Origin of the sequence: Marinobacter shunpengi, from assembly GCF_045449695.1 — a bacterium.
In the GTDB taxonomy this organism is placed as follows: Bacteria; Pseudomonadota; Gammaproteobacteria; order Pseudomonadales; family Oleiphilaceae; genus Marinobacter.
In genome coordinates this window covers 243,052-266,302 of record NZ_JBJJKZ010000013.1, presented here as the reverse complement: position 1 = coordinate 266,302, position 23,251 = coordinate 243,052, and the positions used below count along the sequence as shown (strand labels likewise).

General features: G+C 61.2%; 24 protein-coding genes and 1 tRNA gene. 13 read left to right on the top strand and 12 right to left on the bottom strand.

What is annotated here, in order from left to right:
- The first annotated feature begins 169 nt into the window (after nt 1-169).
- The 5 genes from ACJO2E_RS10425 (at nt 170) to ACJO2E_RS10405 (ending at nt 4,803) form a co-directional block, all read left to right on the top strand.
- Nucleotides 170-2,329, top strand: a complete 2,160-nt coding sequence (locus tag ACJO2E_RS10425; RefSeq protein ID WP_406963806.1) for an AsmA family protein — start codon at nt 170-172, stop codon at nt 2,327-2,329.
- Nucleotides 2,326-3,390 carry an A/G-specific adenine glycosylase gene (gene mutY / locus ACJO2E_RS10420; protein ID WP_406963805.1) on the top strand — a complete coding sequence of 355 codons (1,065 nt, stop codon included), beginning with the start codon at nt 2,326-2,328 and terminating at the stop codon, nt 3,388-3,390. Before ACJO2E_RS10425 ends, mutY begins: the two co-directional genes overlap by 4 nt.
- 63 nt (nt 3,391-3,453) lie before the next feature.
- The gene (locus ACJO2E_RS10415; RefSeq protein ID WP_406963804.1) at nt 3,454-3,726 is read left to right on the top strand and encodes an oxidative damage protection protein; all 273 of its coding nucleotides are present in this window, start codon (nt 3,454-3,456) and stop codon (nt 3,724-3,726) included.
- A 119-nt stretch (nt 3,727-3,845) separates the two neighbouring features.
- Nucleotides 3,846-3,921 (top strand) — tRNA-Phe (locus ACJO2E_RS10410).
- 177 nt (nt 3,922-4,098) lie between these two features.
- Nucleotides 4,099-4,803: a hypothetical protein gene (locus tag ACJO2E_RS10405; protein WP_406963803.1), complete on the top strand. Its 705-nt coding sequence runs from the start codon at nt 4,099-4,101 to the stop codon at nt 4,801-4,803.
- A 124-nt stretch (nt 4,804-4,927) separates the two neighbouring features.
- On the opposite strand, the gene ACJO2E_RS10400 is transcribed toward ACJO2E_RS10405, so the two are convergent.
- The 3 genes from ACJO2E_RS10400 to ACJO2E_RS10390 form a co-directional block, all read right to left on the bottom strand.
- Nucleotides 4,928-5,782: an Nmad3 family putative nucleotide modification protein gene (locus tag ACJO2E_RS10400; protein WP_406963802.1), complete on the bottom strand. Its 855-nt coding sequence runs from the start codon at nt 5,780-5,782 to the stop codon at nt 4,928-4,930.
- 4 nt (nt 5,783-5,786) lie between these two features.
- Entirely contained in the window at nt 5,787-6,176 is a 390-nt protein-coding gene (locus ACJO2E_RS10395) for a diacylglycerol kinase (RefSeq protein WP_406963801.1), read from the bottom strand.
- Nucleotides 6,177-6,299: 123 nt separating this feature from the next.
- Nucleotides 6,300-6,893 carry a PEP-CTERM sorting domain-containing protein gene (locus ACJO2E_RS10390; protein WP_406963800.1) on the bottom strand — a complete coding sequence of 198 codons (594 nt, stop codon included), beginning with the start codon at nt 6,891-6,893 and terminating at the stop codon, nt 6,300-6,302.
- Between the two features lie 318 nt (nt 6,894-7,211).
- Between ACJO2E_RS10390 and ACJO2E_RS10385 the strand changes: the two genes are divergently transcribed.
- On the top strand, nt 7,212-8,093 hold the full coding sequence (locus ACJO2E_RS10385) for a hypothetical protein (RefSeq protein WP_406963799.1): 882 nt from the start codon (nt 7,212-7,214) through the stop codon (nt 8,091-8,093).
- 28 nt (nt 8,094-8,121) lie between these two features.
- Here the strand turns inward: ACJO2E_RS10385 and ACJO2E_RS10380 are convergent, their stop codons facing one another.
- Nucleotides 8,122-8,277: a hypothetical protein gene (locus ACJO2E_RS10380; RefSeq protein WP_328190315.1), complete on the bottom strand. Its 156-nt coding sequence runs from the start codon at nt 8,275-8,277 to the stop codon at nt 8,122-8,124.
- A gap of 71 nt (nt 8,278-8,348) precedes the next feature.
- On the opposite strand from ACJO2E_RS10380, the gene rhtB reads away from it, so the two are divergent.
- Both rhtB and ACJO2E_RS10370 read left to right on the top strand, forming a co-directional pair.
- Nucleotides 8,349-8,969, top strand: coding sequence for a homoserine/homoserine lactone efflux protein (rhtB, locus tag ACJO2E_RS10375; RefSeq protein ID WP_406963798.1), 621 nt, complete (start codon nt 8,349-8,351; stop codon nt 8,967-8,969).
- A 106-nt stretch (nt 8,970-9,075) separates the two neighbouring features.
- Nucleotides 9,076-10,167, top strand: coding sequence for an alpha/beta hydrolase fold domain-containing protein (locus tag ACJO2E_RS10370; RefSeq protein ID WP_406963797.1), 1,092 nt, complete (start codon nt 9,076-9,078; stop codon nt 10,165-10,167).
- 7 nt (nt 10,168-10,174) lie between these two features.
- Here the strand turns inward: ACJO2E_RS10370 and ACJO2E_RS10365 are convergent, their stop codons facing one another.
- From ACJO2E_RS10365 to ACJO2E_RS10340, 6 genes are all read right to left on the bottom strand, one after another.
- A complete protein-coding gene (locus ACJO2E_RS10365; RefSeq protein ID WP_406963796.1) occupies nt 10,175-10,594 on the bottom strand; it encodes a DUF4124 domain-containing protein in 420 nt (139 codons plus the stop codon).
- 510 nt (nt 10,595-11,104) lie between these two features.
- On the bottom strand, nt 11,105-11,608 hold the full coding sequence (locus tag ACJO2E_RS10360; protein WP_406963795.1) for a hypothetical protein: 504 nt from the start codon (nt 11,606-11,608) through the stop codon (nt 11,105-11,107).
- Nucleotides 11,609-11,610: 2 nt separating this feature from the next.
- Entirely contained in the window at nt 11,611-11,916 is a 306-nt protein-coding gene (locus ACJO2E_RS10355) for an ElaB/YgaM/YqjD family protein (RefSeq protein ID WP_406963794.1), read from the bottom strand.
- A gap of 91 nt (nt 11,917-12,007) precedes the next feature.
- Complete coding sequence (gene glcF / locus ACJO2E_RS10350) at nt 12,008-13,234, bottom strand: glycolate oxidase subunit GlcF (protein ID WP_406963793.1); 1,227 nt, start codon at nt 13,232-13,234, stop codon at nt 12,008-12,010.
- Nucleotide 13,235: 1 nt separating this feature from the next.
- The gene (gene glcE, locus ACJO2E_RS10345) at nt 13,236-14,312 is read right to left on the bottom strand and encodes a glycolate oxidase subunit GlcE (RefSeq protein WP_406964132.1); all 1,077 of its coding nucleotides are present in this window, start codon (nt 14,310-14,312) and stop codon (nt 13,236-13,238) included.
- Nucleotides 14,305-15,840: an FAD-linked oxidase C-terminal domain-containing protein gene (locus ACJO2E_RS10340; RefSeq protein ID WP_406963792.1), complete on the bottom strand. Its 1,536-nt coding sequence runs from the start codon at nt 15,838-15,840 to the stop codon at nt 14,305-14,307. The genes glcE and ACJO2E_RS10340 overlap by 8 nt, the downstream gene beginning before the upstream one ends.
- Nucleotides 15,841-16,063: 223 nt before the next feature.
- On the opposite strand from ACJO2E_RS10340, the gene ACJO2E_RS10335 reads away from it, so the two are divergent.
- The 5 genes from ACJO2E_RS10335 (at nt 16,064) to astE (ending at nt 20,186) form a co-directional block, all read left to right on the top strand.
- Nucleotides 16,064-16,834 carry an ABC transporter ATP-binding protein gene (locus tag ACJO2E_RS10335; protein WP_406963791.1) on the top strand — a complete coding sequence of 257 codons (771 nt, stop codon included), beginning with the start codon at nt 16,064-16,066 and terminating at the stop codon, nt 16,832-16,834.
- A gap of 57 nt (nt 16,835-16,891) precedes the next feature.
- The gene (locus tag ACJO2E_RS10330; protein ID WP_406963790.1) at nt 16,892-17,647 is read left to right on the top strand and encodes a transporter substrate-binding domain-containing protein; all 756 of its coding nucleotides are present in this window, start codon (nt 16,892-16,894) and stop codon (nt 17,645-17,647) included.
- A gap of 84 nt (nt 17,648-17,731) precedes the next feature.
- The gene (locus ACJO2E_RS10325; protein ID WP_406963789.1) at nt 17,732-18,439 is read left to right on the top strand and encodes an ABC transporter permease; all 708 of its coding nucleotides are present in this window, start codon (nt 17,732-17,734) and stop codon (nt 18,437-18,439) included.
- A gap of 1 nt (nt 18,440) precedes the next feature.
- Entirely contained in the window at nt 18,441-19,163 is a 723-nt protein-coding gene (locus ACJO2E_RS10320; protein ID WP_406963788.1) for an ABC transporter permease, read from the top strand.
- A 3-nt stretch (nt 19,164-19,166) separates the two neighbouring features.
- Complete coding sequence (astE, locus tag ACJO2E_RS10315; RefSeq protein ID WP_406963787.1) at nt 19,167-20,186, top strand: succinylglutamate desuccinylase; 1,020 nt, start codon at nt 19,167-19,169, stop codon at nt 20,184-20,186.
- Between the two features lie 31 nt (nt 20,187-20,217).
- Here the strand turns inward: astE and astB are convergent, their stop codons facing one another.
- Both astB and astD read right to left on the bottom strand, forming a co-directional pair.
- On the bottom strand, nt 20,218-21,600 hold the full coding sequence (gene astB, locus ACJO2E_RS10310) for an N-succinylarginine dihydrolase (RefSeq protein ID WP_406963786.1): 1,383 nt from the start codon (nt 21,598-21,600) through the stop codon (nt 20,218-20,220).
- Nucleotides 21,601-21,732: 132 nt separating this feature from the next.
- On the bottom strand, nt 21,733-23,205 hold the full coding sequence (astD, locus tag ACJO2E_RS10305; RefSeq protein ID WP_406963785.1) for a succinylglutamate-semialdehyde dehydrogenase: 1,473 nt from the start codon (nt 23,203-23,205) through the stop codon (nt 21,733-21,735).
- Nucleotides 23,206-23,251: the final 46 nt, after the last annotated feature.

Here is a 23,251-nt window from a genome sequence, read left to right as displayed (position 1 = left end):
GTATCCGGCCAGGTTTGTTGCGCCAGTAAACTGCCTATTGTGGCGAAACCCTGCCATTTTGTCATACTTGGGGCGCTTTTATTTTGTAATCTGTGCGTTAGGCTTGAAAGGAGAGCCGGTCGCACGGCCCTCAACCCATTGGAAGTCACCCAGAAAGGATCCTCCCACCATGAAAGCTGTACGCTACATTGTTCTGGCCATAGTCGGTCTGATCGTGCTGGCTGTTATCGCCATTGCGGTGGCCATGTTCGTTATCGATCCGAACACCTACAAGCCGCAGATTGAACGGCTGGTGGAGAACAGGACCAACCTGGACCTGGACCTGTCCGGCGATATCGACTGGTCCCTGTTCCCGTTGGGGCTGGAGGTAAACGAAGTGGAGGCTTCCCTGGAAGGTGAGCGTTTCATGGCCCTGCAGCAGCTTGTTGCTGAACTGGACCTCTGGTCACTGATCTCCATGTCTCCGCAGGTGCAGAGGTTTGTGCTGGATGGCCTGGATGCACGACTGGTGGTGGACGAGAACGGGAACGGCAACTGGACCCGGATCATGCCGGAGGGCGAAGCGACCGCAACCGATGAAACGGAGCAGACAGCACCGGAAGCCACCGCCGACACCGAAGGCTCCGGGGACCCACTGACCTTCGCGGTGGAGGAAGTCCAGATTACCAATGCCAGCGTGCAATATGAGGACCTGGGCACAGGCCAGACCATCGTGCTGCAGGATTTCCGTGTACTCGCCAGTCAGATCGCCCTGGGGTCCGAGTTCCCACTGGAAGTCGGCTTCCTGGTGAACACCACCCAGCCGGATATGGGCGTCAACGGCGACATAACCATGCGCATCACCGCCAATGAGGCCCTGGACCAGTTTTCCGTCAGCGGCCTGGATGCAAAATTCGGCCTGTCCGGCGAGCCGTTCGGCGACCGCACACTGCAAGCCCGCATCACCGGCAACGCCGGTGCCAACCTGGAGAATGAGACCGCCAGCCTTGAGGACTTCCGGGCGACCCTGGCTAACCTGGAACTCACCACCAACCTGGATGTGGAAGGGTTTGGCGCGACGCCTAAGGTCACCGGTGATCTGGCGGTGGCGGAATTCTCCCTGCGGGAACTGCTCAACACCCTGGGTGCGGGGGACATTGAAACCACCGATCCGGATGTGTTGAACCGGCTGGCATTCAGCACCAAACTCAGCGGTCCGGCCGGCGTCGCAGAGCTGTCGGAACTGAAGATGATCCTGGATGACACCACATTTACCGGCGGTGCCCGCTACAACATCGAATCCGGCGCCCTGGCGTTCCAACTGGACGGCGACGCCCTCAACGCCGACCGCTACCTGCCACCACCGGCGGAAGGCGGTGATGGCAACCAGGCCACGACTGGCGGCTCCGCGCCTGCATCCGGCGGCAGCGAAAGCGACCTGCTGCCCCTGGACACGATTCGCGGACTGGAGCTGGACATTGACCTGGGCCTTGGTGAACTGATCATCAGCAACCTGACCATCACCGATATCCAGACCGCGATTGATGCCTCGGGAGGACAGCTTGGGCTGAGCAACTTCAGCGGCAAACTCTACGAAGGCGGCTTCCAGTCCAACATCGGCATTGATGCCCGCACCGATAACCCCAACTGGACCCTGCGCGCTGACGTGACCGGCGTAAAAACCCAGCCGCTGCTGCAGGATCTGGCGGAAATGGACATGCTGGCCGGTGCCGCCAACATCAACATCAATGCGAACACCAACGGCAACCGGATTTCCGCCCTGCGTCAGAACGCCGATGGCAAAGTGACATTCAACCTCGCCGAGGGCCAGTTCACCCGCATGAACCTGACACGCATGGCCTGCACCGGCATCGCACTGGCAAACCAGGAACAACTCACCACCACGGACTGGGGCAAAACCACCCCATTCAACGACATGCGCGGTGAGCTGGACATCAATGGCAACATCCTGAACAACACCAGCCTGGTGGCGGCCCTGGCCGGCATGCGACTGGAAGGTAACGGCGAGGTGGACATGGCCGCATCGGAGATCGACTATGAGGCCGGTCTTCGCATCGTGGGCGAAATCCACCGTGATGAGGCCTGCCGGGTCACCGAGTACGTGGAGAACGTGGTCATTCCGGTAGAGTGCCGTGGCAACTTCCAGGAGGACCCGGCCGGCATGTGCTCCTTCGACGGCTCACGCTTCCGGGATACCCTGAAGGACATGGCCGCCAATGCCGCCCGGTCCAAGGCAGAGGACGAGATCAGCGAGAGGATCAACGAAAAGCTCGGTGAGGAAACCGGCGGCAAGGTCAAGGACGCCCTGGAGGGTCTGTTCAATCGATGAGTGATCATTTCGCCGACCGCCTGCTGCGCTGGTACGACCAGCATGGCAGGCACGCCCTGCCCTGGCACCAGGATCGTAACGCTTACCGGGTCTGGGTCTCGGAGATCATGCTCCAGCAGACCCAGGTGACCACCGTCATCCCCTACTTCCAGGCCTTTATGGAACGCTTCCCAACGGTACGGGACCTGGCGCAGGCGCCGGTGGATGACGTGCTCGGGCACTGGTCCGGCCTGGGCTACTACGCCCGCGCCCGCAACCTGCAGAAGGCGGCCATCCAGGTGGTGGAGGACCATGGTGGCGAGTTCCCCCGGGACCAGGAGGCCCTGGAAGCCCTGCCCGGCATTGGCCGCTCCACCGCCGCCGCAATTATCGCCCAGGCCTGGAACCAGCGGGCGGTGATTCTCGACGGTAACGTCAAACGGGTGCTGGCCCGCTACCACGCCACTCCCGGCTGGCCCGGACAGACCGCTACACTGAACACCCTGTGGCAGCACGCCGAAGACCATACACCGGACACCCGGCCACGAGACTATACCCAGGCCATCATGGACCTGGGCGCCCTGGTCTGTACCCGTAGCCGACCGGATTGCGAGCATTGTCCGGTGAGTGAAGGCTGTATGGCCTACGCCAATGGCGAGATCCACCTTTACCCGGGCCGCAAACCCAAAAAGGAGAAACCGGAGAAGACCACCTGGATGGTTATCCTGGAAGACCATAGCGGTCGCATCCTGCTGGAACGCCGCCCGCCCAGCGGCATCTGGGGCGGCCTCTGGAGCCTGCCGGAACTGGACCCGGCCTACGGCCCCGACGAACTACAGGACGCCTGCGAGCGCCAGTTCGGGCTCGACTGCAGCGCGCCGGACCTGATCAGCGGCTTCCGCCACACCTTCAGCCATTACCACCTGCACATCCAGCCGGCCAGGTTACAGGTATCGCCATCCAGTCAGGTCCGGGATATGGCCGACCATCGCTGGATCCACCGGGAAGAAGCGCTCGAACTCGGGCTGCCCGCCCCTATCCGCAGCCTGCTCACTACACCGGAACAGGCCACCTTGCTCTGATCTGTTATCATCCCCCGGATCAGACATTCAGGCACCTTAACCAAGGCAATCACAGGAGCCCTCATGAGCCGCACCGTATTCTGCCGCAAGTACCAGAAAGAAATGGAAGGCCTCCAGTTTCCGCCCATGCCCGGCGCCAAGGGCCAGGACATCTACGAGAACATCTCCAAACAGGCCTGGGAGGAATGGCAGGCCCAGCAGACCATGCTCATCAACGAGAAGCACCTGAGCCTGATGGACCCGAACACCCGCAAGTACCTGCAGGCGCAGATGGACCGCTTCTTCAACAACGAGCCCTTCGACAAGGCCGAAGGCTACGTGCCACCGGAAAAATAACGCTTGCTGATCAAGGTTTAGCCACAGGAAAAGCGCCCTGGAATTTTTTGACCGACGGCCTTGACTCAACCATCCTAAACCGGTTTAATAGCGCCCCGTTGCACGGTGAGTGCAGCAAAGCCCGGATAGCTCAGTCGGTAGAGCAGGGGATTGAAAATCCCCGTGTCGGTGGTTCGATTCCGCCTCCGGGCACCATTAGAATTCCAAAGCCCTTCGGAGAAATCCGAGGGGCTTTTTGTTTGAAGAGCTTCTACGCACTCCGGTGGGGTGGAAACTTTGCCTATGCAGGTGAGCCGGTCTACGCTGAGAGTTCTTCGAAAAGAAATTTCTGCAGTATTTCTTTTTTCATACACTCAATTCAGGTGATGAAAAATGAATACACGCACCGCCCTCCTATTACCGCTCCGAGTCATACTGTTTTCGATTATATCTCTTGAGGCAAACAGTGTACTGATCGACTTCAATGATCTCCCTACCCAGGTTGATCCCAGCCAACGGTGCGCCGATTGGTTTGCAGGCTCTAACTGTGTGGACGACCAATATCTGGATCTTGGCGTGCGCTTTGAGGGATTGATGGTCTATGAACCCATCGACGCGTTCCCGTTCACCCCTACGGCTTCATCCAACGCAGTCGTGAACTGGGCAGGCCCGACCGTCCGGTTTATTTTTTCCGATGATGCAAGACCAGATTATGTCAGTTTTGATGCGTGGACTCGTAATCTTGGGGGTGTTTTTGCCTGGGCCTACAACAGCGACGATGAACTTATTGCCGAAGTCCACGCAAAACCCGAAAACCCTAACCCACCAGATCCGGACAACCCGCCTCCCATCGACAAACCAAACGATGACTGGCAGTACCCTCTGTCCCCCACCACCATCTCTCTGACGGCAAAAGACATCCAATGGGTGAAAGTTGAGGGGCGTATGAATCGTCGGAGTAATCTCCACATGGACAATGTCTACTTCGGTGACACTCCCCCTGTCGACGTATCGGAACCGTCAATGCCGGCTCTTCTGGTTATCATGGGCTTAGCGCTACTTTGCCGTTCAGGGCCCCGATCCCTGCCGGGCACTTAGCACCGGAATTCAGGAGGTGAGCTACGAGCCCGCATCATTGCGAACGTATACTGATGCTCTCGGCGCGTCCACGTCACTAAGTTTTCAAGGACCTTGTGGTTTCCGGGCCAGTTATCCTGTGCCCTCATCCATCAGCGTTAAACAACCCAGCCAACCAGCTTGTCACACCTGGGTATGCCTCAAGGTCCAGCACAAACTCCTGCCCCCTGGCCGCGCTTTTTAGTCGGCATTTGCCTTCCCCTGCCCGTTGCCAGCGGTCCCGGTTGTGGTGGTAACTGAGGGGTTCCCGGCCTCCGGTTGGGAAGAAGTCTTCCGGCAGAAGCCAGTCGGTTACTCCCCGGGCATCCGGTGCCGTCAGGCGGTGGCTTTTCTTTAGGCGACCGAATATGCCGGCTCCTGACACCCCATCACCAACCCCGGGAAGATCCAGGCCTTCCGCCGACAGGTACAGGGTATTGTGCACACCCCGTTGGCCCGACAGATGGGGATGGTAGGCCGCCCAGGCCGGCACCTTGTGGTTACCGTCCAGCGGCAACACCTCTCCCGCCTGGAGCCAGCCCCACAGGGCATGGAATGGCCTGGTGCCCGGCACGAACCGCCACTGCCGACGGTGGCGCTCCACCTCACGGAACAGGGCAAAGAACAGGAACAGATCGCCGGCACACACGCCCTGTCTCATCAGGTGAGACTGGGCCTGGCCATGCTGCCCCAGGATGGGCCGCCAGCCGTCTTCCCTGGGATAGGAATCCGCTATCACGTCGGGGTCCAGGTGGGCTCCGTGGTTTGCCTTTACCTTGCCGGAGGTCAAGTGAGTGACCAGAGGACCGACGCCCTGGCCCTGGTGGGTGACTCTCCCATAACGGATCGGCGATTGGCTGTCCGGGATCGGTAACGCCAGGGCGGAACCGTCCGGAAAGACCGGGTTGGGGCATCCACCCGATGAACTGTCGAATCCCTTCCGGCTGAGGATCAGGCGCATGGCATCAGATGAGGATGGCGGCCCAACAGACGGCGATGATGACCAACCCCATAAACTGCGCGGCGCTGCCCATATCCTTGGCCGACTTGGACAGTGGGTGCAGCTCCAGGGAAATCCGGTCCACCACGTGTTCAATGGACGAGTTGATCAGTTCAATGGTCAGAGAGAGTAATGGGGTCACCAGCAGGATGGCCCGTTCCGCCGGTGACACATCCACCCAGAGGGCGATGGGCAACAGGATAACGTTCAGTAGTGCCAGTTGGCGGAAGGCCGGTTCGGTACGAAAAGCCGTGCGGAAACCGTTCATGGAGTATCCGGCGGCATTGATGATTCGGCGGATACCGGTACCGCCCTTGAGCTCACGGGCCGTCTTTGGGTCGGATAGATCAGTCATGGAAGTTGCTATCTGCCTGAAAACCAGCCGACATTATGGCAGTTGTGAACGTCCGTGTCCCGGTCCCGCCAACACCGACTCCCGGTCTGGAATCGGTATCGACGGCCATGGGAAAAAACGATCTCAGCCGCGATAGCGGCGCCACGCCAGGAGCAGTCCGCCCAGGGCAAACAGCGGGAGGGAAGACGGCGCTGGCACATCTGCGACTTCCGCCAGGCTTTGTAGCACATTGACGGGAGCATCCAGGGTAAAGTGCGTTGTCACCGGAGCATTCAACCAGTGGCCGTCGCCACGGCTCTCGGAAGGCACATGGAGGGTTGACCAGATGTCCTCCGGGAAGTGGGCATCCAGCTTGTCGGCAAAGCCGTCCCCTTGCACCGGCGGCCAGAGCAGGAACATCAGTTCCAGGGTTCCGGCTTCACCGGTCATTTCGTCCGTGCCATTAACGAGGCCACCGCTCACCACGTTGGCATTGTAGTATTCACCGACCTGGGTCAGTGCCTGCGGGGAGCCATCAGACCAGGAAAAGACAAACTCATCACAAACCAGTTGCCCCCCGACAACGGCATTCAGGTCGGTGTCGGCAAGGATGAAACCGTTACCGCTCACGGAGTGCTCGGGATCGTATGACTCGAAGTTCAGGTCGTAATGCAACAGGCCTGCATTGGCCAGGGAGGGTGTAATAAAGGCAATTGCCCAAAAGAACCTGCGAAACATGGTGCATCCTTTTCATTTGTTGTCCTGATGATCGGCTATGCACAAGCAAAGACTGGGCCTACAACCAGATATCAACAGGTTATCAGCGACAACATTGGTAGGAGTTAAATAAATGGACGGCAATTTATACCCATTTCGACGACACCAAGAGCCAGGCTTCGGTCCTTTCCCCTGGATTATTGATGCCTGAATCCCGGCGGTTCAACGATTTCCCCGCCCGAACGTCCCAATCTCTGATACCCCGGGTAGTTCAAAAAGCGGGATGATGGCGTTACGATTTGCCATCGTTTAAATCATCGACATCATTCTGGACCCTACATGACAGTGCATAAATACCTGGCCTTACCCTTCCTGGCCCACATCCTGGCCCTGACAGGCTGTGGCAGCCCCGAAACACCCCAGGAAGTCACCCGTGAGTTCTGGTCCGCGGTGCTGGACGGTGATGCCGAAACCGCCGCAGAACTATCGACGCTGGTGGACGAGTCCGGCTTCGACGGCTATTCCCTGGACTGGGACGGTGCCGAGGTGAGCTGGGGACGGGTCACCGTGGAAGGCCAGGAAGCGCAGATTGACACCGTGTTCAGCGACCTGCCCGACATGAAGGGAGGCGAGCTGGAAACCACCACCTACCTGGTCCGCATCAACGACCAGTGGCAGGTGGACTATCATCGTACCGGCGACGAAATCAGCACGGATGTCCGTATCGGCAGCCTGATGGGGAGCGTCCGCGATTTCGGGGACAGCCTGCGCTCACGCCTGGCGGATGAGTCGGACCGGGCAAACCAGGAGCTGGACCGTCTGATCGATGACTTTTCGGCCTTCTCAGAGGATACGCAGGAAGAAATGTCCGCCCTGTTCGAACAGTACGGTGACAGTCTGGAAAAACGGATGGAGGAACTGTCCCGTTCGCTGGACGAGGCCCTGGAGCAAGCCCCCTCCGCGAGCGAGGAGGAACGCGAGACCATCGAACAGGCCCAGGAAGGATTGGAGCGCCAGCAGGATGCCCTGGACGGCGGCGAACCCGAGACCATTGCCGAGGTCAGCAAGGAGTTGGCCCGCATTCAGGAGCAGCTATCAGAGCTCTCCGACCAGTCCTTCGCGCGCCTCAAGGAAGAACTCCAGCGCTGGTCCCAGGCGTTGAACCGGGAACTGGAGCAGTTGAACCGGGATGCCCGGATGAAGGAACAGCACAGTATCTGACCGGCCAGAGGACTTTCGTAAGGACGCCTCAGGCAGCCTTGCGGAAGTCCTCTGACCTGACCCTGTTGTCGCGACTGCGCTTGTACTTGGTCTTGTCCTCTACCACCCGCATCTGGAACTTGGGTGTTCTCAGGTCACGCTGGACCGCGCTATGATTGGTGGGCCTTGCCCGTCGTTTAGCCATGACAATCTCCTTGCTGGCGTGTGAGTTACGCGGCGGATTATAGCATCCGGAATTTCAGGTGAGCATAAGCAATGTCACTCTCTGTCTGGCTGACCTTTGTGGTGGCCGCCATCCTCATATCCGTGTCCCCCGGCGCCGGGGCCGTCAACACCATGAGCAACGGGCTGCAGTACGGTGTACGCCGGTCCATGCCCGCGATCCTGGGCCTGCAACTGGGCTATGGCGCCCAGATACTGCTGGTGGGTGCCGGGCTGGGGGCCGTGATTGCCTCATCCAACATCGCCCTGTCGGTCATCAAGTGGCTTGGGGTGGCCTATCTGGTCTGGCTGGGCATACAGAAATGGCGCGAACCGGCGGTGGCGCATTCTTCCGACGGACAGGCGGAGGTCAGCGATGGTCGCCGTTTCTGGCGGGCGACGGTCGTAAACCTGACCAACCCCAAGGCCACGGTGTTCCTGATCGCCCTGTTTCCCCAGTTCCTGGTGGCGGAAGCCCCCCATGCGCCACAACTTGCCACCATGGGCATTACGCTGATCATCGTGGATTGCATGGTGATGCTTGGCTATGCCCTGCTTGCCAGCCAGCTGTTCCGCTTCATGACCACACCCCGGCGCCAGAAACGCATGAACCAAGTGTTTGGCGGCCTGTTCGTGGTGGCCGCTGTTGCCCTGGCAAGCTTCCGGCGCGCCTGAGCGACAACCGGGGTGACGCCGGCTAGAAGAATGATTATCCTTGCCCCGGCACGGATTCCCTCCGTGCGCCAGCCATCCGTCAGACCCTATCAGACAGGAGCCACACTTGACGTTCAGGACGATACTCATTGCCCTCCTGGTGATCGCCGGGTCCACCAGCCCCGTCTTTGCCAGGGGGATACCGCCGGTGGACGTGACCGTATCCGGTGAGGCCTCGCCGGAACTGCTGGCCGATTTCCGCCAGGCGCTGAACCGCATGGCCAACCGGCAGACCAACGGCGCTCAGCCCCCATCACCAGCCCGGGATGAGGGACTCATCGACCTGGAGCAGTTCTGGAAAGTCGAGCAGGACGTACCCTACGCCATCGGCGGGGACAGCCCTCGTCAGCGGCTCAACATCACCTACCCGTTTGAAGGCGAGCCGCCCTACCGGTTTATCGTGCATTTCCACGGTGGCGACTGGGCGACCGGAAGCAGACAGTCCGCCGCCAACGCTCCCGCCTACTGGGCCATCTACCAGGGCTATGCCGTAGTGGATGTGGGTTACCGCCTGGCGGATAAGGCCCAGTGGCCCGCCCAGCTCCACGATGCCAAGGCCGCCATTCGTTTCCTCCGCGCCAACGCCGACCAGTACCAACTGGATGCCGAGCGCATTGTTGTTATGGGCAGCGGCGCCGGCGGACACCTGGCCCAGATGCTGGCCGCCACCAACGGGGATTCCGCCGCCCAGGACCCGGACATGGGTTATGGTGATGCCTCCCCGGAGGTGCAGGGCGTTGTTTCCTGGTCCGGCGTATCCGATATCACCACCATGGGGGAACAGGGTCGTACAGCGGCGGACCGGCTAATGGGGTATCCCGCCTACCAGAGCGAACTGGCCCTGGAGGCCAGCCCGGTGGCCCGGGTGCATGAGAATTTCCCGCCCATCCTGCTGCTCCACGGCACCAACGACCGCTGGGCACCCTTTGAACAGTCCGCCCGTATGGCGATTCGGGTCAATGCCGCAACCGGCCGGTCCACGGCCACCCTGGATCTATTGATCAATGCCCGCCACCAGGACCCGCGTATCGGGACAAAAGAGATAATGTCGAAGAGTCTCAATTTCGTGGACAGGATACTGTTTCCCGACGACGGCAATCCCCACCGGTCCACCTTCTATCCTGGCATCCAGACCACGGGGACTTCAGAGCAACCCTGATCCACCATTACCCAAGGATGCACTCACGCCCCAGGCGACCACTGAGCACCCGGCGCCTGGCCCGGAGCCGGTTCCCCTCGGCATTGCCATAACCGGCCCGTAGCCGGCTCTGGATATTATCCAGTTCCTGCCGGTACTGCTCACACTGTCGGCGCTGCCGGTCAGCGGCCTCCCGCCCCCCGTCGAATTCACCCCGCCTGCTGGAGGGGGAAGTGGCGACCGTCTCATCAATGGCGGAGGCCGCGTCCAGATTCTCCTTCATGGGCACCAGGACCGGCTGGTCCAGTTCCAGCTGCCGGCTCTGGCCGTGGGCCGGGGCCTGGTCCGAGAAATGAGTTACCCCGTGTTCATCGGTCCAGGTATGGATACCGTCAGCGCAGGCGTCGTGGGAATAGACTGAGAGGGGAGACACTGTGATACACAGCATCGGGAGCCATCCTGGCTTCATGCAACATCCTTATTGGTCGGTTGGGAAAGTCGCATCCAGCGACAACCATCCTATTATCCACACCTCGGGAAACGGGCGACACTGTTCACATTATAAACACATGCACCCACGGCGGGGATGGATTACCTGCCCGTTACGGGATTTTTGATCTATGCTGGTCTATTGATAAATATCAACAACAAAAAAAGAGATAAGTCCATGAAGACTGTCAAGCGTAGCGATATGGTTATCCCGGCCTGGCTGATGATCCTTACGGGGTCCGGAGCATTCCTCTATTGCGCCTATGCCGGCCTGCTGTCCGGCTGACACCCTGGTGTCCCTTAACATAAGTTCGCAGCATTTCAGGGGCTGTGTCAGACAGTACTACAAGGCGCGTTCCGCCGGGAATAGTGGCTCTATTGCCAAGGGACGCACCATTCCCGGCGAGCCGCGCCTCGCCAGGGGCTTTGTATGGCACGCTGAAACGCTGCGAACTTATGTTAAGGGACACTAGGGCTCGCCGCCCACGGATTCGCCCTCGCCTGCTTCATCGTTGGCGGCATTATCTTCCTGACTGCCTGAGCGGCTGTCCGCCCTGGCCTGCCTCATAAACGCCATGCCGCTCTGCAGCACCATGGCCCGGAAGCGGGCATCCGCCTGACCGAAAATACCGAGGGCAAAGGCGCCCAGAGCGGCTTCCAGGGGGTTTTCGCGGATGGTGTTTTCCAGCCGATCACGAAGGGAAAGGCCCGGCTCGCCACCGCTGCCCGAGGTCGCCCGGGCACTGAGCAGGCGCCAGAAAAACAGCCCCAGCAACAGGAAACAGAGCCCACCGGAAATGGCCAACGCCCCCGCCTGACCGACTAGCGGGCTGAGCCCCGCCGTGGTAGCCCACAGCAGCAGCACCAGCCCGGCAATCAGCAGGGCGGACAACAGGGCAACGGTTAACAACACCCCGACCAGGGCGGCGACCGCCTTACGTGCCAGCCCTTCCATTTCCTGTTTTGACAGCATGGTTACCGGTCTAGCAACTTGCCGACCACAAGGCCTGCCAGGAACAGGATCAGTACAGTAAGGAACGGGCGCTGGGTGATACGCTCCTCAACGTCGTGAATCGCCTTCTCACCGGCTCCACGGGCTGAGTTCAACGCCTCCTGTCCTTCCCGACGCAACTCTTCGCGGAAACTGTTAAAACTGTCTTTCTGACCATCGGCAACGCTACGGCTGAGCTTGGCAAAATCCTCCCTGAGCGCCTTCAGGTCAGCCTTGACCTGTTCGTACTCGGCGTTCTGCTTCTTCGCATCCTGGGATTGGGCTTCCATAGTAGCCTCCTTGGTTGGACCAATGGATATTCAGGTCTAGCTCTCTCAAGGTAGCACAGAGCCTGTGGCCCATGCAGACATTGCCGAAATGTCACTGGTTTATCGATGGCCCCCGATCAAGCAACTCGATCCAGTGGCGTACTGGCACCGTTGACCGGGTTTCCAGATGGAGTTGGCAGCCCACATTGGCCGTCACAATCTCATCGGGCTGCTCCACCGTCAGCGCCTGCAGCTTATTGATGAGCAGGCGCTGGCTCAGTTCCGGCTGCAACACGGAATAGGTGCCAGCGGAACCGCAACAGAGATGCCTGTCCGTGGTGGTCGCAAGTTCCACACCGGCCTTCTCCAGCACCTCCTCCACAACGCCCCCCTGTTTCATGGCATGTTGCAGGGTACAGGGACAATGGAATGCCACCTTGCCCCTGGCACCGGAGCGCTGCAGGGGGCCAAGGTCCTGTTGCAGCAGAAAGGCCCCCAGGTCCATGGTCAGCTCGCTGACCCTGCGCGCCCTGTCGGCGTAGGCCGGATCACCCTTCAGCAGGTGCCCGTAATCCTGGACCATGGCACCACAACCGGACGCGGTCATAACGATCGCCTCCGCACCGTTCTCGATGGCGGGCCACCAGGCATCGATATTGCGCCGCATGTGATCGAGGCCGTCTTCATGGTCACCCAGGTGATAGTTCACCGCACCGCAGCAGCCCGCCTGCGGCGCCTCCATCAGGGTAATGCCCAGACGGTCCAGTACTCGGGCAGCCGCTGCATTGGTGTTGGGCGTTGCCGAGGGCTGGACACAACCGGCCAGAGCCAGCACCTTGCGATCATGGGTGCCTACAGGCCAGGCATGCGCGGTTTTCTTCGGCGGAATCTTGCTGCGCAAGGGTTCCGGCACCAGCGGACGGGCGATTTGCCCCAGTCGCAGCAGGCTGCCGAACAACCGGCGGCTGGGGAGCACCCGGGTCAGCCCCCAGCGTAGCCATTTCTCATGCCGTGGCCGCTCCAGGCGTTCCTCCATAAACCCCCGGCTGATATCCAGCAGGCGGCCATATTGCACGCCCGACGGGCAGGTGGTCTCGCAGGACCGGCAGCTCAGGCACCGGTCCAGGTGCTCGCGGGTCCGTTCCGTGGTTTCCTGCCCTTCCAGGAACATCTTCATCAGGTAGATCCGGCCCCGGGGGCCGTCCCGCTCGTCCCCCAGTTCCTGATAGGTGGGACAGGTGGCGGTGCAGAAGCCACAATGGACGCAGCTACGGAGGATGTCCTCGGCTTCCTGGCCTTCCGGCTTGTTGGCGAATTCCTGAACGAGGTTGGTCTGCATACTAAACCCAGCTGTACAGATGTCCGGGATTGAAAATCCCATGGGGATCGAAAGCAGCTTTCAGTCGCTGCTGAATTGCTCGCAAGGGCGCGGGTTGTGGATGCATCACTTCACCCGTGCGGTCGCCGTGGCGGAACAGCGATGCCTGCCCACCCGCACGACCAGCCCGTTCGGCCATGGCGGACAAGGTCTCGTCCTGGCGGCCCCAGCGCTGTGCCCCGCCCCAGTCGATCAGGGCATCTGTGTCGATATCCTCCATAACGGCGGTCGGATTCACCGAGAATCGCCACAGGGGACGATCACCGTCAAAGAAGGACAACCGCTGGTCGCGAAGCTGGCGCCAGAACTCATCGCCATTTTCCAGACTTTCCATCTGCCCCACGCTGTCTGCCCGCCAGGCTTCAGCGGTCGCCTCAACAGCGGGTTGTGATCCGGATAGCCGGAGATACAGACTGCCCTCGAACCAGCAGGCGGCGGACAGAGGCTTGGCCTGGCCGGCAAGCCGGTTCATCAGGGCGATGGCTTGCGGTGCTTCCATTTCCTGCACCAGCGTCTGCTCCACAGCCGGCTTTGGCAACACTTTCAGTGACACTTCGGTGATCACCCCCAGCGTGCCCAGGGCGCCGGCCTGAAGCCGGGACGCGTCATAACCGGCCACATTCTTCATCACCTGCCCCCCGAACCTGAGGTGCTCACCACGACCATTGATCAACCGCAGCCCCAGTACATGGTCACGAACCGATCCCTGCCACGGACGGCCAGGGCCGGACAGGTTGGCCGCCAGCACGCCGCCAATGGTGTCCGCGTCGCCAAACCGGGGTGGCTCGAACGCAAGACGCTGACCGTGTTCCGCCAACGCGGTTTCAATGTCGGTGATACGGGTACCGGCCCGCACCGTCAGCACCAGTTCCACGGGTTCGTAGCTGACAATACCGGTGTGGTCGCCAATGTTCAGGGGCTCACCGTGCAGGCCGCGCCCCAGGAAAGGCTTGCTGCCACCGCCGGTGATAGCCAGCGGCGTCCGGCTGGCAACCGCCTGGCGCACCTGTTCCTGCAACTGTGTACTGATATCACCCATGGTCTGCACTTCCTTCACCCGTCGCAGCAGGCGTCTGTAACGGGCCAATGGCCCGGTATTCCTGGCACTGCCGCAGGGTGGGCACGCCCTTGCCCGGGTTGAGGATGCCCCGGGTGTCGAAGGCCTGCTTGATGGCATGGAACTGGCTGACCTCCAGGTTGCCGAACTGGTTGGGCATCTGGCGGATTTTCTCCATGCCCACGCCATGCTCTCCGGTAATGCTGCCACCCACCTCCACGCAGAGGTTGAGGATATCGCCCCCGAAGGCCTCGGTGCGCTCGAACTCGCCGGGTACATTGGCATCGAACAGGATCAGGGGGTGCAGGTTGCCATCGCCGGCATGGAAGACGTTGGCCACCCGCAGACCGTACTGCTCGGACAGTTTCTGCATCTGGGTGAGCACGTGGGCCAGTTGGCTGCGGGGAATGGTGCCATCCATGCAGTAGTAGTCCGGGGAGATCCTGCCCACCGCCGGGAAGGCGGATTTGCGCCCCTTCCAGAGCAGCGCCCGTTCGGCTTCACTGCCGGAGGTGCGGACGGAGGTGGCGCCCAGCTCCCGGAACAGGTCCTCCGCCTGGTGGATATGATCCTGGACTTCCTCGCGGGTGCCGTCCACCTCACACAGCAACAGTGCCTGTGCGTCCGTGGGGTAACCGGCCTGGGCGAAATCCTCCGCCGCCTGGATCGCGAAGCCGTCCATCATTTCCAGGCCGCCGGGAATAATGCCCCGGCCGATGATGCCCGCTACCGCGTCGCCGGCCTGCTGGATGGAATCGAACCCCGCCATGACCACCTGGGCCACTTCCGGCTTGGGCAGGAGTTTCACCTGCACCTCCGTGACAATGCCCAGCAGCCCTTCCGACCCGGTCACCAGGGCGAGCAGGTCCATACCGCAACTGTCGTAGCCGTCGCTGCCGATAGTCACCCGATCCCCCTCGGCGGTAACCACCTCAACACTCAGCAGGTTGTGGACGGTCAGGCCATATTTCAGGCAGTGCACACCGCCGGAATTCTCCGCCACATTACCCCCGATGGTGCAGGCAATCTGGGAGGAAGGATCGGGGCCGTAGTAGAGGCCATGTTTTGCGGCGGCCTCGCTGATGGCCAGGTTGCGGACACCCGGCTGCAGCCTGGCGGACCGGGCGACCGGGTCAATCGACAGGATGCGGTCGAATTTCGCCAGCGACAGCACCACACCGCCGGCATGGGGCATGGCCCCGGCGCTAAGTCCGGTGCCGGCGCCACGAGCCACCACCGGCACTTCCTCGGCGTGGCACAGGCGCATGATCTGCTGCACCTGCTCCACCGTCTCCGGCAACAACACCATTTGCGGCATTTCACAGTACATGGAAAGACCGTCGCATTCGTAGGGGCGAATGGTCTCGTCGTCGGTGATCACCGAATCCGGCTTCAGGAATCGCCGGAACTTTTCCGCCAGGGCGTGACGGTCCACCGGCGGGAACTCGGTCCGGCCATCGAGGGGACTATCGCTGCCGGCCAGCCTATCTTGTTGTTTTACCGCTGACATTTTGAGGCCTGTTATAACTCTCTACATTATGTGTTTCCATCATAGGAAAGCCGACCACCGAGTACCACCAGACTTTGGTGGATCCAATCGCCCGGGGACTATTGATTTTGTGTGCCGCAATCCGTAAAAAGTGCGCCTTCTGAAACATATCGGTTCATGATGCCGGCCAATTCGTGTATTTTTCAGGCATCACAGCATTGTCATCAACAGCCGGAGTAAGGCCATGGCGGACAACGCCCCCCTGATCTGCAGGGATATCCACAAAACCTTTGACCAGAACGAGGTTCTCAAGGGCGTGTCCCTGGAAACCCGCAAGGGCGACGTGGTCTCCATGATCGGCAGTTCGGGCTCCGGCAAGAGTACCTTCCTGCGCTGTATCAACCTGTTGGAAACACCGACCTCCGGCGACATTATCGTGCACGGAGACCCAATCCGCTTCAAAACGAACCGCAAGGGTGAGCGGATACCGGCGGACAACAGGCAGGTTGAGCAGATCCGTGCACGGCTTTCCATGGTCTTCCAGGGGTTCAACCTCTGGTCCCACATGACGGTGCTGGAAAACGTGATTGAAGCGCCGGTCCATGTGCTCAAAGTGCCTAAAAAGGAGGCAATCGAGCGCGCCGAGGCCTATCTTGAAAAGGTCGGGATCTATGAGCGCAAGGACTATTACCCTGCCCAGATGTCCGGCGGGCAGCAGCAGCGGGCGGCCATTGCCCGCGCCCTGGCCATGGAGCCGGAGGTGATGCTGTTTGACGAACCGACATCCGCCCTCGATCCTGAACTGGTGGGTGAGGTACTGAAAGTCATGCAGGGCCTGGCTGACGAAGGCCGCACCATGATCGTGGTCACCCACGAGATGGCCTTCGCCCGGGACGTGTCGTCCCAGGTCCTGTTTTTGCATCAGGGTGTGATCGAAGAACAGGGAACCCCTGACAAAGTCTTCGACAACCCGGATTCGGAGCGCATACAGCAATTCCTTGCGCCCCGGTTCTGATCCTGAGAATCGTCATCCGACAACCCCCAGAAATCGCAACACACTGGAGAAACTCAAATGAAAAAACTGATTGTTGCAGCGGGATGCGCCCTGGCCATGATGGCCGGCACAACACTGGCCCAGGACGGGGAAACCATTCGCATCGCTTTCGATGTGCCCTACGAGCCCTTCGAGTACCGCGATGACGACGGCAACCTGACCGGCTTTGAGGTGGAACTGGCGGAAGCCATGTGTGAAGAGATGAACGCCAACTGTGAGTTCGTCATCCAGGCGTGGGACGGCATGATCCCGGGGCTGCTGGCGCGCAAGTTCGACGCCATCATGTCCTCCATGTCCATCACTCCCGAACGGGCCGAACGGGTGCTGTTCTCCGAGCCTTACTACAACACCCCGGGTGGCTGGTTTGCCCGTGAAGACTTCAACACCGACGTGACCGACGAATCCGCGATGGAAGGCAAGACCGTGGGCGTTCAGCGGGGCACCACCATGGACACCTACGTCACTGAAAACCTGGGTGGCGTGGTGACCATCAAGCGTTACACCACCGCCGATGACATGGTCCTGGACCTGGAAGGCCAGCGCCTGGACGTGGTCTTCGTGGACTACCCGGTGGGCGAGCAAACCGTCCTCAGCAAGGACGGCTTCAAGGAAGTGGGTGAGCCGGTCAAACTGGGCGAAGGCGTTGGCGTTGCCATGCGCAAGCGTGACCGGGAACTGGCCGAGAAGATCAATGCTGCCCTGGAAACGCTGAAGAACGATGGCACTTACGACGCCATCATGGAGAAGTACTTCAACTACGATATCAAGATGTAAGCCATCTGCGGCGGCCGGGGCCGGGTATCTGTTGTCGAGCATGCCACAGATACCTGACCGGCCTCCGATACCTGGATTCCCTGCATGATTGATCTGAAAGGCTACGGCCCCCAACTCGCCGAGGGCGCCGTTGTCACTGTAGAGCTGGCCCTGTTGTCCCTGCTCCTGGCCCTGTTCCTGGGGCTGACCGGGGCTGCTGCCAAACTGTCCGCCAGCCGCGTCGCCAGGACCATCGCTACCGTCTATACCACCATTGTCCGTGGGGTCCCCGACCTGGTCATGATGCTGCTGCTCTATTACGGCGGTCAGGTCATGGTCAACAACCTCTCCGACTGGCTCTACAAGCAGTACGACATTGACTGGTTCTTCCAGTTCGACCCTTTTATCTCCGGCACCCTGACCATCGGCCTGATCTTCGGGGCCTACATGGCGGAGACCTTCCGCGGAGCCTTCCTGGCGGTGGAAACGGGGCAGATAGAAGCCGCCCGGGCCTACGGTTTCACCCAATGGCACACCTTCCGCCGGATAATGGTGCCGCAGATGATGCGCCACGCCCTCCCGGGTATCGGCAATAACTGGCAGGTACTGCTCAAAACCACCGCCCTGGTGTCCATCATCGGGCTCACCGATATGGTGCGGGTGGCGGAAGAGGCCGCCAAGGCCGAGCGTTCGCCGTTCCTGTTCTTTATTCCGGTGGCGGCGGTCTACCTGGCCCTGACAGCGGTTTCCGAACTGTTCATCAAGTGGCTCAACCGGCGGGCCAACGTCGGCGTTGCCCAGGGGGAGGGCTGACATGCCGGAGTTCATCACCGCCTGGCTTGACCAGAACGAGATCTTCACTGCCATGACTCTGCTGGAATACTGGCAGGGCCTGGTGAGTACAGTCCAGCTCGTGTTCCTGTCCCTGGTCATCGGCCTGGCCGTGGCCATCCCCCTGGCCATCCTCCGTAACAGCCCCCGCTGGTGGATATCCGGCCCGGTATGGATCTACACCTATCTGTTCCGGGGCACGCCGCTGCTGATCCAGCTCTACATCATCTACTATGGCCTGGCACAGATTCCCGGCATCCAGGACACCTTCTGGTGGAACATATTCCGGGAACCCTTCTACCCGGCACTGCTGGCGTTCACCCTGAACACGGCGGCCTACACCACGGAAATCTTCCGTGGCGCCATCGCCGCCACGCCCCAGGGTGAAATCGAGGCGGCCAAAGCCTATGGCATGTCATGGTTCCTGCGGCTGCGCCGTATCGTCCTGCCCAGCGCGGCCCGTCGCGCGGTGCAGGCCTATTCCAACGAAGTGATCTTCATGCTCCACGCCAGTGCCATCGCCAGCGTGGTCACCATTGTTGACCTGACCGGCGCGGCGCGGAACATCTACTCCCGCTTTTATGCTCCCTTCGATGCCTTTATTGCGGTGGCGCTGATCTACATGGCCCTGACCTTCCTGCTGGTGTTTGCCTTTCGCAAGCTGGAGAACCACTTGCTGAAGCACCAGAGACCGGCGGGGGGCTGACCCATGGACCGGGGGGTACTGTTTGACGGCCAGCCTGACTGGCTGGCCCATACCCTCGCCACGGCTGATCAGTCCTGCGCCGAAGCGAGCACCACCCTGCCCGGTGGCAGGCTTATACGGCCGGGTACCGGGCTGCTTCAGTTCGAGCCAAGTCAGCCGCTCAATGGCGCGCCTGCCCTGCTGCTGTCCGCCGGCGTCCATGGTAACGAAACCGCCCCCATCGAGTTGCTGAACCGGCTGGTGGATAACATCACCAACGGCGTCGTCCGACCCCGTATCCCACTGTTATTCATGCTCGGCAACCCGCCCGCCATGGTGGCGGCGCAGCGCTTCGTCGAGCATAACCTGAACCGGCTTTTCCGGGGCGCCTGGAAGGGCTACCCGGACGGCGGCGAAACCCGACGCGCCGCCCAACTGGAAACCACCTGCCAGGCCTTCCGGGACCGGCACCCTGGCCCACTGCGCCACTACGACCTGCACACGGCCATCCGCCCGTCCCGGCGGGAGAAGTTTGCCCTCTATCCATTTGTGGAGGGGCGGCAAGTGCCGGACGATGAGCTGGATTTCCTGGCGGCGGCGGATATCGGCACCCTGCTGCTCCAGCATCAACCGGCGACCACCTTTTCCGCCTTCAGCGCTGAAACACTCGGGGCAGAGAGCTTCACGCTGGAGCTGGGCAAGGTGCATCCCTTTGGGCACAACGACCTGGGTCGCCTTACGGCCCTGAACAAGGCCTTGATGGCACTGATGGAACAGCGGTCATTACCGGATCTGGATCATCGACGGTCGCCGGCGGTGTTTCGGGTGGTCCATGAAATCCTGAACACCGGCGAGCATTTCCGCTTCCACATTGCCGACGATGTGGCCAACTTTACCGAGTACCCAACGGGCACCGTGATCTGGGAGGACGATACCACCGAGTATCGGGTCGGCCCCGAACCGGAGGCCATTATCTTTCCTAATCCGAAGGTTCCGGTGGGGCATCGTGTAGGGCTGATGGTCCGGCAATGTTCCGGAGAGTGACCAAGAAGCCTCAGCCCCCTGGCAAGCGATACTATACTTCGTGCTGGAAATCATAAATCGACCCCAGCCCGAGAATCCCCGTTAGCTCATCCAGCGCATGGCGACTTTCCTCCAACAGCGACGGATCCGCCAGGTCCCCGGGCAGCAATTCCTCCCGATAATGGCCCTGCACCCAAGCCACCAGGCGTTCGTAGAGTTCGTCCGTGAGTAGTACACCCTGGTTCATGGCGGACACCGCGTCGTCGTCCAGGGCCACCCTCAGGCGCAGGCAGGCCGGGCCGCCGCCGTTGCGCATGGACTGGCGCAGGTCGAAGGTCTCGATGGCCCTGACCGCATTGTCCCCCGCCAGCACCTCATCCAGGTAGCGGCTGACGGACGGCACCTCACGGCATTCCCCGGGCACCACCAGCAACATGCCGCCGTCCACTGACAGCAACTGACTGTTGAACAGGTAGGAGGCCACCGCATCCTCCAGCGGCACCTGATCCGACGCCACCCGCAGAGTCTCCAGTGGCGTGTTGCCCAACTTCTCCCGCAGCTCCGCCAATAGCGGCTCCTCGTTCAGGAACGCCAGTTCGTGATAGAACAGCAGGTTCTCGTTGCCCACCGCGATGACGTCGTTGTGGAACACGCCGGCATCGATGGCCGCCGGATTCTGCTGGGCGAACACCACCCGCTCCGGCTTCAGGCCATGCAACCGGGCCACCGCCCGCGATGCCTCCAGGGTCTGCCGGGCCGGGAATCGCTGGGGCATGGCCGCCCGGCTGTCGAAGGCCATCTGCCCGTAGACAAACAGTTCGACCCCGGGCTTGCCGTGGGACGGACATAACCGGGTATGGTTGGCCGCGCCCTCATCGCCAAACTGGGATACTGGCGGTAATGGCGGATGATGGGCAAACCAGGCATCGTCGGTAAAAATCGACCGCAGGATTCGCCCCGTCTCACTGGCTTCCAGCGACCGATGGAAACTCGACGCCAGGTTTGCCGGTGTGAAATGCACCCGGTGGTCCACTGTATCCGCCGCTGGCGAGACGGTGGCCGCGTTAGCTGTCCACATGGACGAGGCGGAACTGACCGCCGACAGCAATTCCGGCGACTCCTGACTGACCCGGGCCAGGATTTTTTCCTCTGTCCCTGTGAATCCCAGTCGCCTCAGCGTCGGCATATGGGGGCGTTCCTGGGGCGGCAGCACGCCTTGCAACAGCCCCTTGTCCGCCAGCGCCTTCATCTTCGCCAGCCCTTGCAACGCCGCCTCCTGCGGGCTGGATACCTGGTTGGCATTGGAACTGGAGGCCAGGTTGCCCCGAGCCAGCCCCGCATAGTTGTGGGTGGGGCCAACGAGGCCGTCCAGGTTCAGCTCGCGGCAGGGGCCTGGGTTAGATTTGCCGCCGTTTCGCGGATTATAGGTATCCATAGATGGCTCACTTTTCAGAAAGCTTTTGAGGCTCTCATAGATGGACTGGTACTTCGCTCCGGTGCCGGTCCCCACAGGTCGATAAGGCTTTCCGGGACACGCCGTAAATCCATCCATGGAGGCTCTTAAGAATCAAAGCTTCATACCAGGAGCCAAAGATTCGGGCAGAGACACCCGCTCCGACTCCAGGGAAGCCACAGGCCAGGCACAATAATCCGCCGCGTAGTAGGCACTGGGCCGATGGTTACCGGAATCCCCGACGCCCCCAAACGGCGCCGCACTGCTGGCCCCGGTCAACGGCCTGTTCCAGTTCACAATGCCGGCCCGGGCCTCCACCAGCAGCCGGTCATAAAGCTCCCGCCTGTCCGACAGGATGCCGGCGGCCAGCCCGAACCGCGTATCATTGGCCAACGCCAGGGCCTCATCAAAATCCCCATAGCGATACACACTCAACAGCGGCCCGAAATGCTCCTGGTCCGGTGCATCGACCCTGGTTAGGTCCACGATACCCGGCGTCAGGAGCCCTGTCCCTTGCTTGTGGGACATTTCCAGCAAGGATTGACCGCCGTCCGAGACCAGCTTCTGCCAGGTATCCATTAACCGGGCCGCCGCCTCCGGCGAAATCACTGCCCCCATGAATGGCTGGGGGTCTTCGTCAAACTGGCCAACAGACAGCTTACCGGCCGCTTTCACCAATTCATCCAGGAACGCATCACCATCCTTTCCAGAGGGCACCAGCAGCCGCCGGGCACAGGTACACCGCTGTCCCGCCGACAGGAAAGCGGACTGCAGGGTGTGGTGAACCGCTGCCCGGGTGTCCTCCACGTCCTGCACGATCAACGGGTTGTTGCCACCCATCTCCAGGGCCAGGATCTTCTGGGGCTGCCCGCCGAACTGTTCGTGCAGCAGGTGACCAACCGTGGAACTGCCGGTAAAGAACAGCCCGTCAATCTGGTCATGCCCCGCCAGGGCCCGGCCGGTATCCACCTCGCCCTGGATCAGGTTCAGGACGCCGTCTGGCAACCCCGCGAGCTGCCAGAGCCGCACTGTCATTTCCGCCACTCCCGGTGCCAGTTCACTGGGTTTGAAGACCACGGCATTGCCCGCCAGCAACGCCGGCACGATATGGCCATTGGGCAGGTGACCGGGGAAGTTATAGGGGCCGAATACTGCCACCACGCCATGGGGTTTATGCCGCAGGACCGCCCGGCCTCCAGGCACATCGCTCTCACGGAAGCCGGCCCGTTCGTCCCGGGCCCGTATCGAGATATCGATCTTGCCGATCATGGCCGACACTTCCGTTCGTGACTCCCACAGCGGCTTGCCGGTTTCACGGCCAATCTGGTGAGCCAGCGTTTCCCGATGCTCCTCAAGCAATTCGCCGAAACGGCGAACCACCGCCTCACGCTCACCGGCGGATATCCGGGACCAGACCACGAATGCCTGGCGGGCTTCATTCACCGCCGCATGGACATCGTCCATCCCGGCTCCCGAGCCCTGCCAGACGGTTTCCCCGGTGACCGGGTGCAGGGACTCCAGCGCCTCGCCATGGGCCGAGGCCCACAGACCATTGATAAACAGTTCACCGGTCAGCGTCAGGTTCATGAAGCACCTCCTGGGTCGACGAAAGGGCGGGGAAAAAACCTTCTAC

What these genes read in the sequence shown, in the direction of transcription:
- ACJO2E_RS10425 (WP_406963806.1), top strand. Translation starts at nt 170, where the DNA reads ATGAAAGCTGTACGCTACATTGTTCTGGCCATAGTCGGTCTGATCGTG.
- mutY (WP_406963805.1), top strand. Translation starts at nt 2,326, where the DNA reads ATGAGTGATCATTTCGCCGACCGCCTGCTGCGCTGGTACGACCAGCAT.
- ACJO2E_RS10415 (WP_406963804.1), top strand. Translation starts at nt 3,454, where the DNA reads ATGAGCCGCACCGTATTCTGCCGCAAGTACCAGAAAGAAATGGAAGGC.
- ACJO2E_RS10405 (WP_406963803.1), top strand. Translation starts at nt 4,099, where the DNA reads ATGAATACACGCACCGCCCTCCTATTACCGCTCCGAGTCATACTGTTT.
- ACJO2E_RS10400 (WP_406963802.1), bottom strand. Translation starts at nt 5,782, where the DNA reads ATGCGCCTGATCCTCAGCCGGAAGGGATTCGACAGTTCATCGGGTGGA.
- ACJO2E_RS10395 (WP_406963801.1), bottom strand. Translation starts at nt 6,176, where the DNA reads ATGACTGATCTATCCGACCCAAAGACGGCCCGTGAGCTCAAGGGCGGT.
- ACJO2E_RS10390 (WP_406963800.1), bottom strand. Translation starts at nt 6,893, where the DNA reads ATGTTTCGCAGGTTCTTTTGGGCAATTGCCTTTATTACACCCTCCCTG.
- ACJO2E_RS10385 (WP_406963799.1), top strand. Translation starts at nt 7,212, where the DNA reads ATGACAGTGCATAAATACCTGGCCTTACCCTTCCTGGCCCACATCCTG.
- ACJO2E_RS10380 (WP_328190315.1), bottom strand. Translation starts at nt 8,277, where the DNA reads ATGGCTAAACGACGGGCAAGGCCCACCAATCATAGCGCGGTCCAGCGT.
- rhtB (WP_406963798.1), top strand. Translation starts at nt 8,349, where the DNA reads ATGTCACTCTCTGTCTGGCTGACCTTTGTGGTGGCCGCCATCCTCATA.
- ACJO2E_RS10365 (WP_406963796.1), bottom strand. Translation starts at nt 10,594, where the DNA reads ATGCTGTGTATCACAGTGTCTCCCCTCTCAGTCTATTCCCACGACGCC.
- ACJO2E_RS10360 (WP_406963795.1), bottom strand. Translation starts at nt 11,608, where the DNA reads ATGCTGTCAAAACAGGAAATGGAAGGGCTGGCACGTAAGGCGGTCGCC.
- ACJO2E_RS10355 (WP_406963794.1), bottom strand. Translation starts at nt 11,916, where the DNA reads ATGGAAGCCCAATCCCAGGATGCGAAGAAGCAGAACGCCGAGTACGAA.
- glcF (WP_406963793.1), bottom strand. Translation starts at nt 13,234, where the DNA reads ATGCAGACCAACCTCGTTCAGGAATTCGCCAACAAGCCGGAAGGCCAG.
- glcE (WP_406964132.1), bottom strand. Translation starts at nt 14,312, where the DNA reads ATGGGTGATATCAGTACACAGTTGCAGGAACAGGTGCGCCAGGCGGTT.
- ACJO2E_RS10340 (WP_406963792.1), bottom strand. Translation starts at nt 15,840, where the DNA reads ATGTCAGCGGTAAAACAACAAGATAGGCTGGCCGGCAGCGATAGTCCC.
- ACJO2E_RS10335 (WP_406963791.1), top strand. Translation starts at nt 16,064, where the DNA reads ATGGCGGACAACGCCCCCCTGATCTGCAGGGATATCCACAAAACCTTT.
- ACJO2E_RS10330 (WP_406963790.1), top strand. Translation starts at nt 16,892, where the DNA reads ATGAAAAAACTGATTGTTGCAGCGGGATGCGCCCTGGCCATGATGGCC.
- ACJO2E_RS10325 (WP_406963789.1), top strand. Translation starts at nt 17,732, where the DNA reads ATGATTGATCTGAAAGGCTACGGCCCCCAACTCGCCGAGGGCGCCGTT.
- ACJO2E_RS10320 (WP_406963788.1), top strand. Translation starts at nt 18,441, where the DNA reads ATGCCGGAGTTCATCACCGCCTGGCTTGACCAGAACGAGATCTTCACT.
- astE (WP_406963787.1), top strand. Translation starts at nt 19,167, where the DNA reads ATGGACCGGGGGGTACTGTTTGACGGCCAGCCTGACTGGCTGGCCCAT.
- astB (WP_406963786.1), bottom strand. Translation starts at nt 21,600, where the DNA reads ATGGATACCTATAATCCGCGAAACGGCGGCAAATCTAACCCAGGCCCC.
- astD (WP_406963785.1), bottom strand. Translation starts at nt 23,205, where the DNA reads ATGAACCTGACGCTGACCGGTGAACTGTTTATCAATGGTCTGTGGGCC.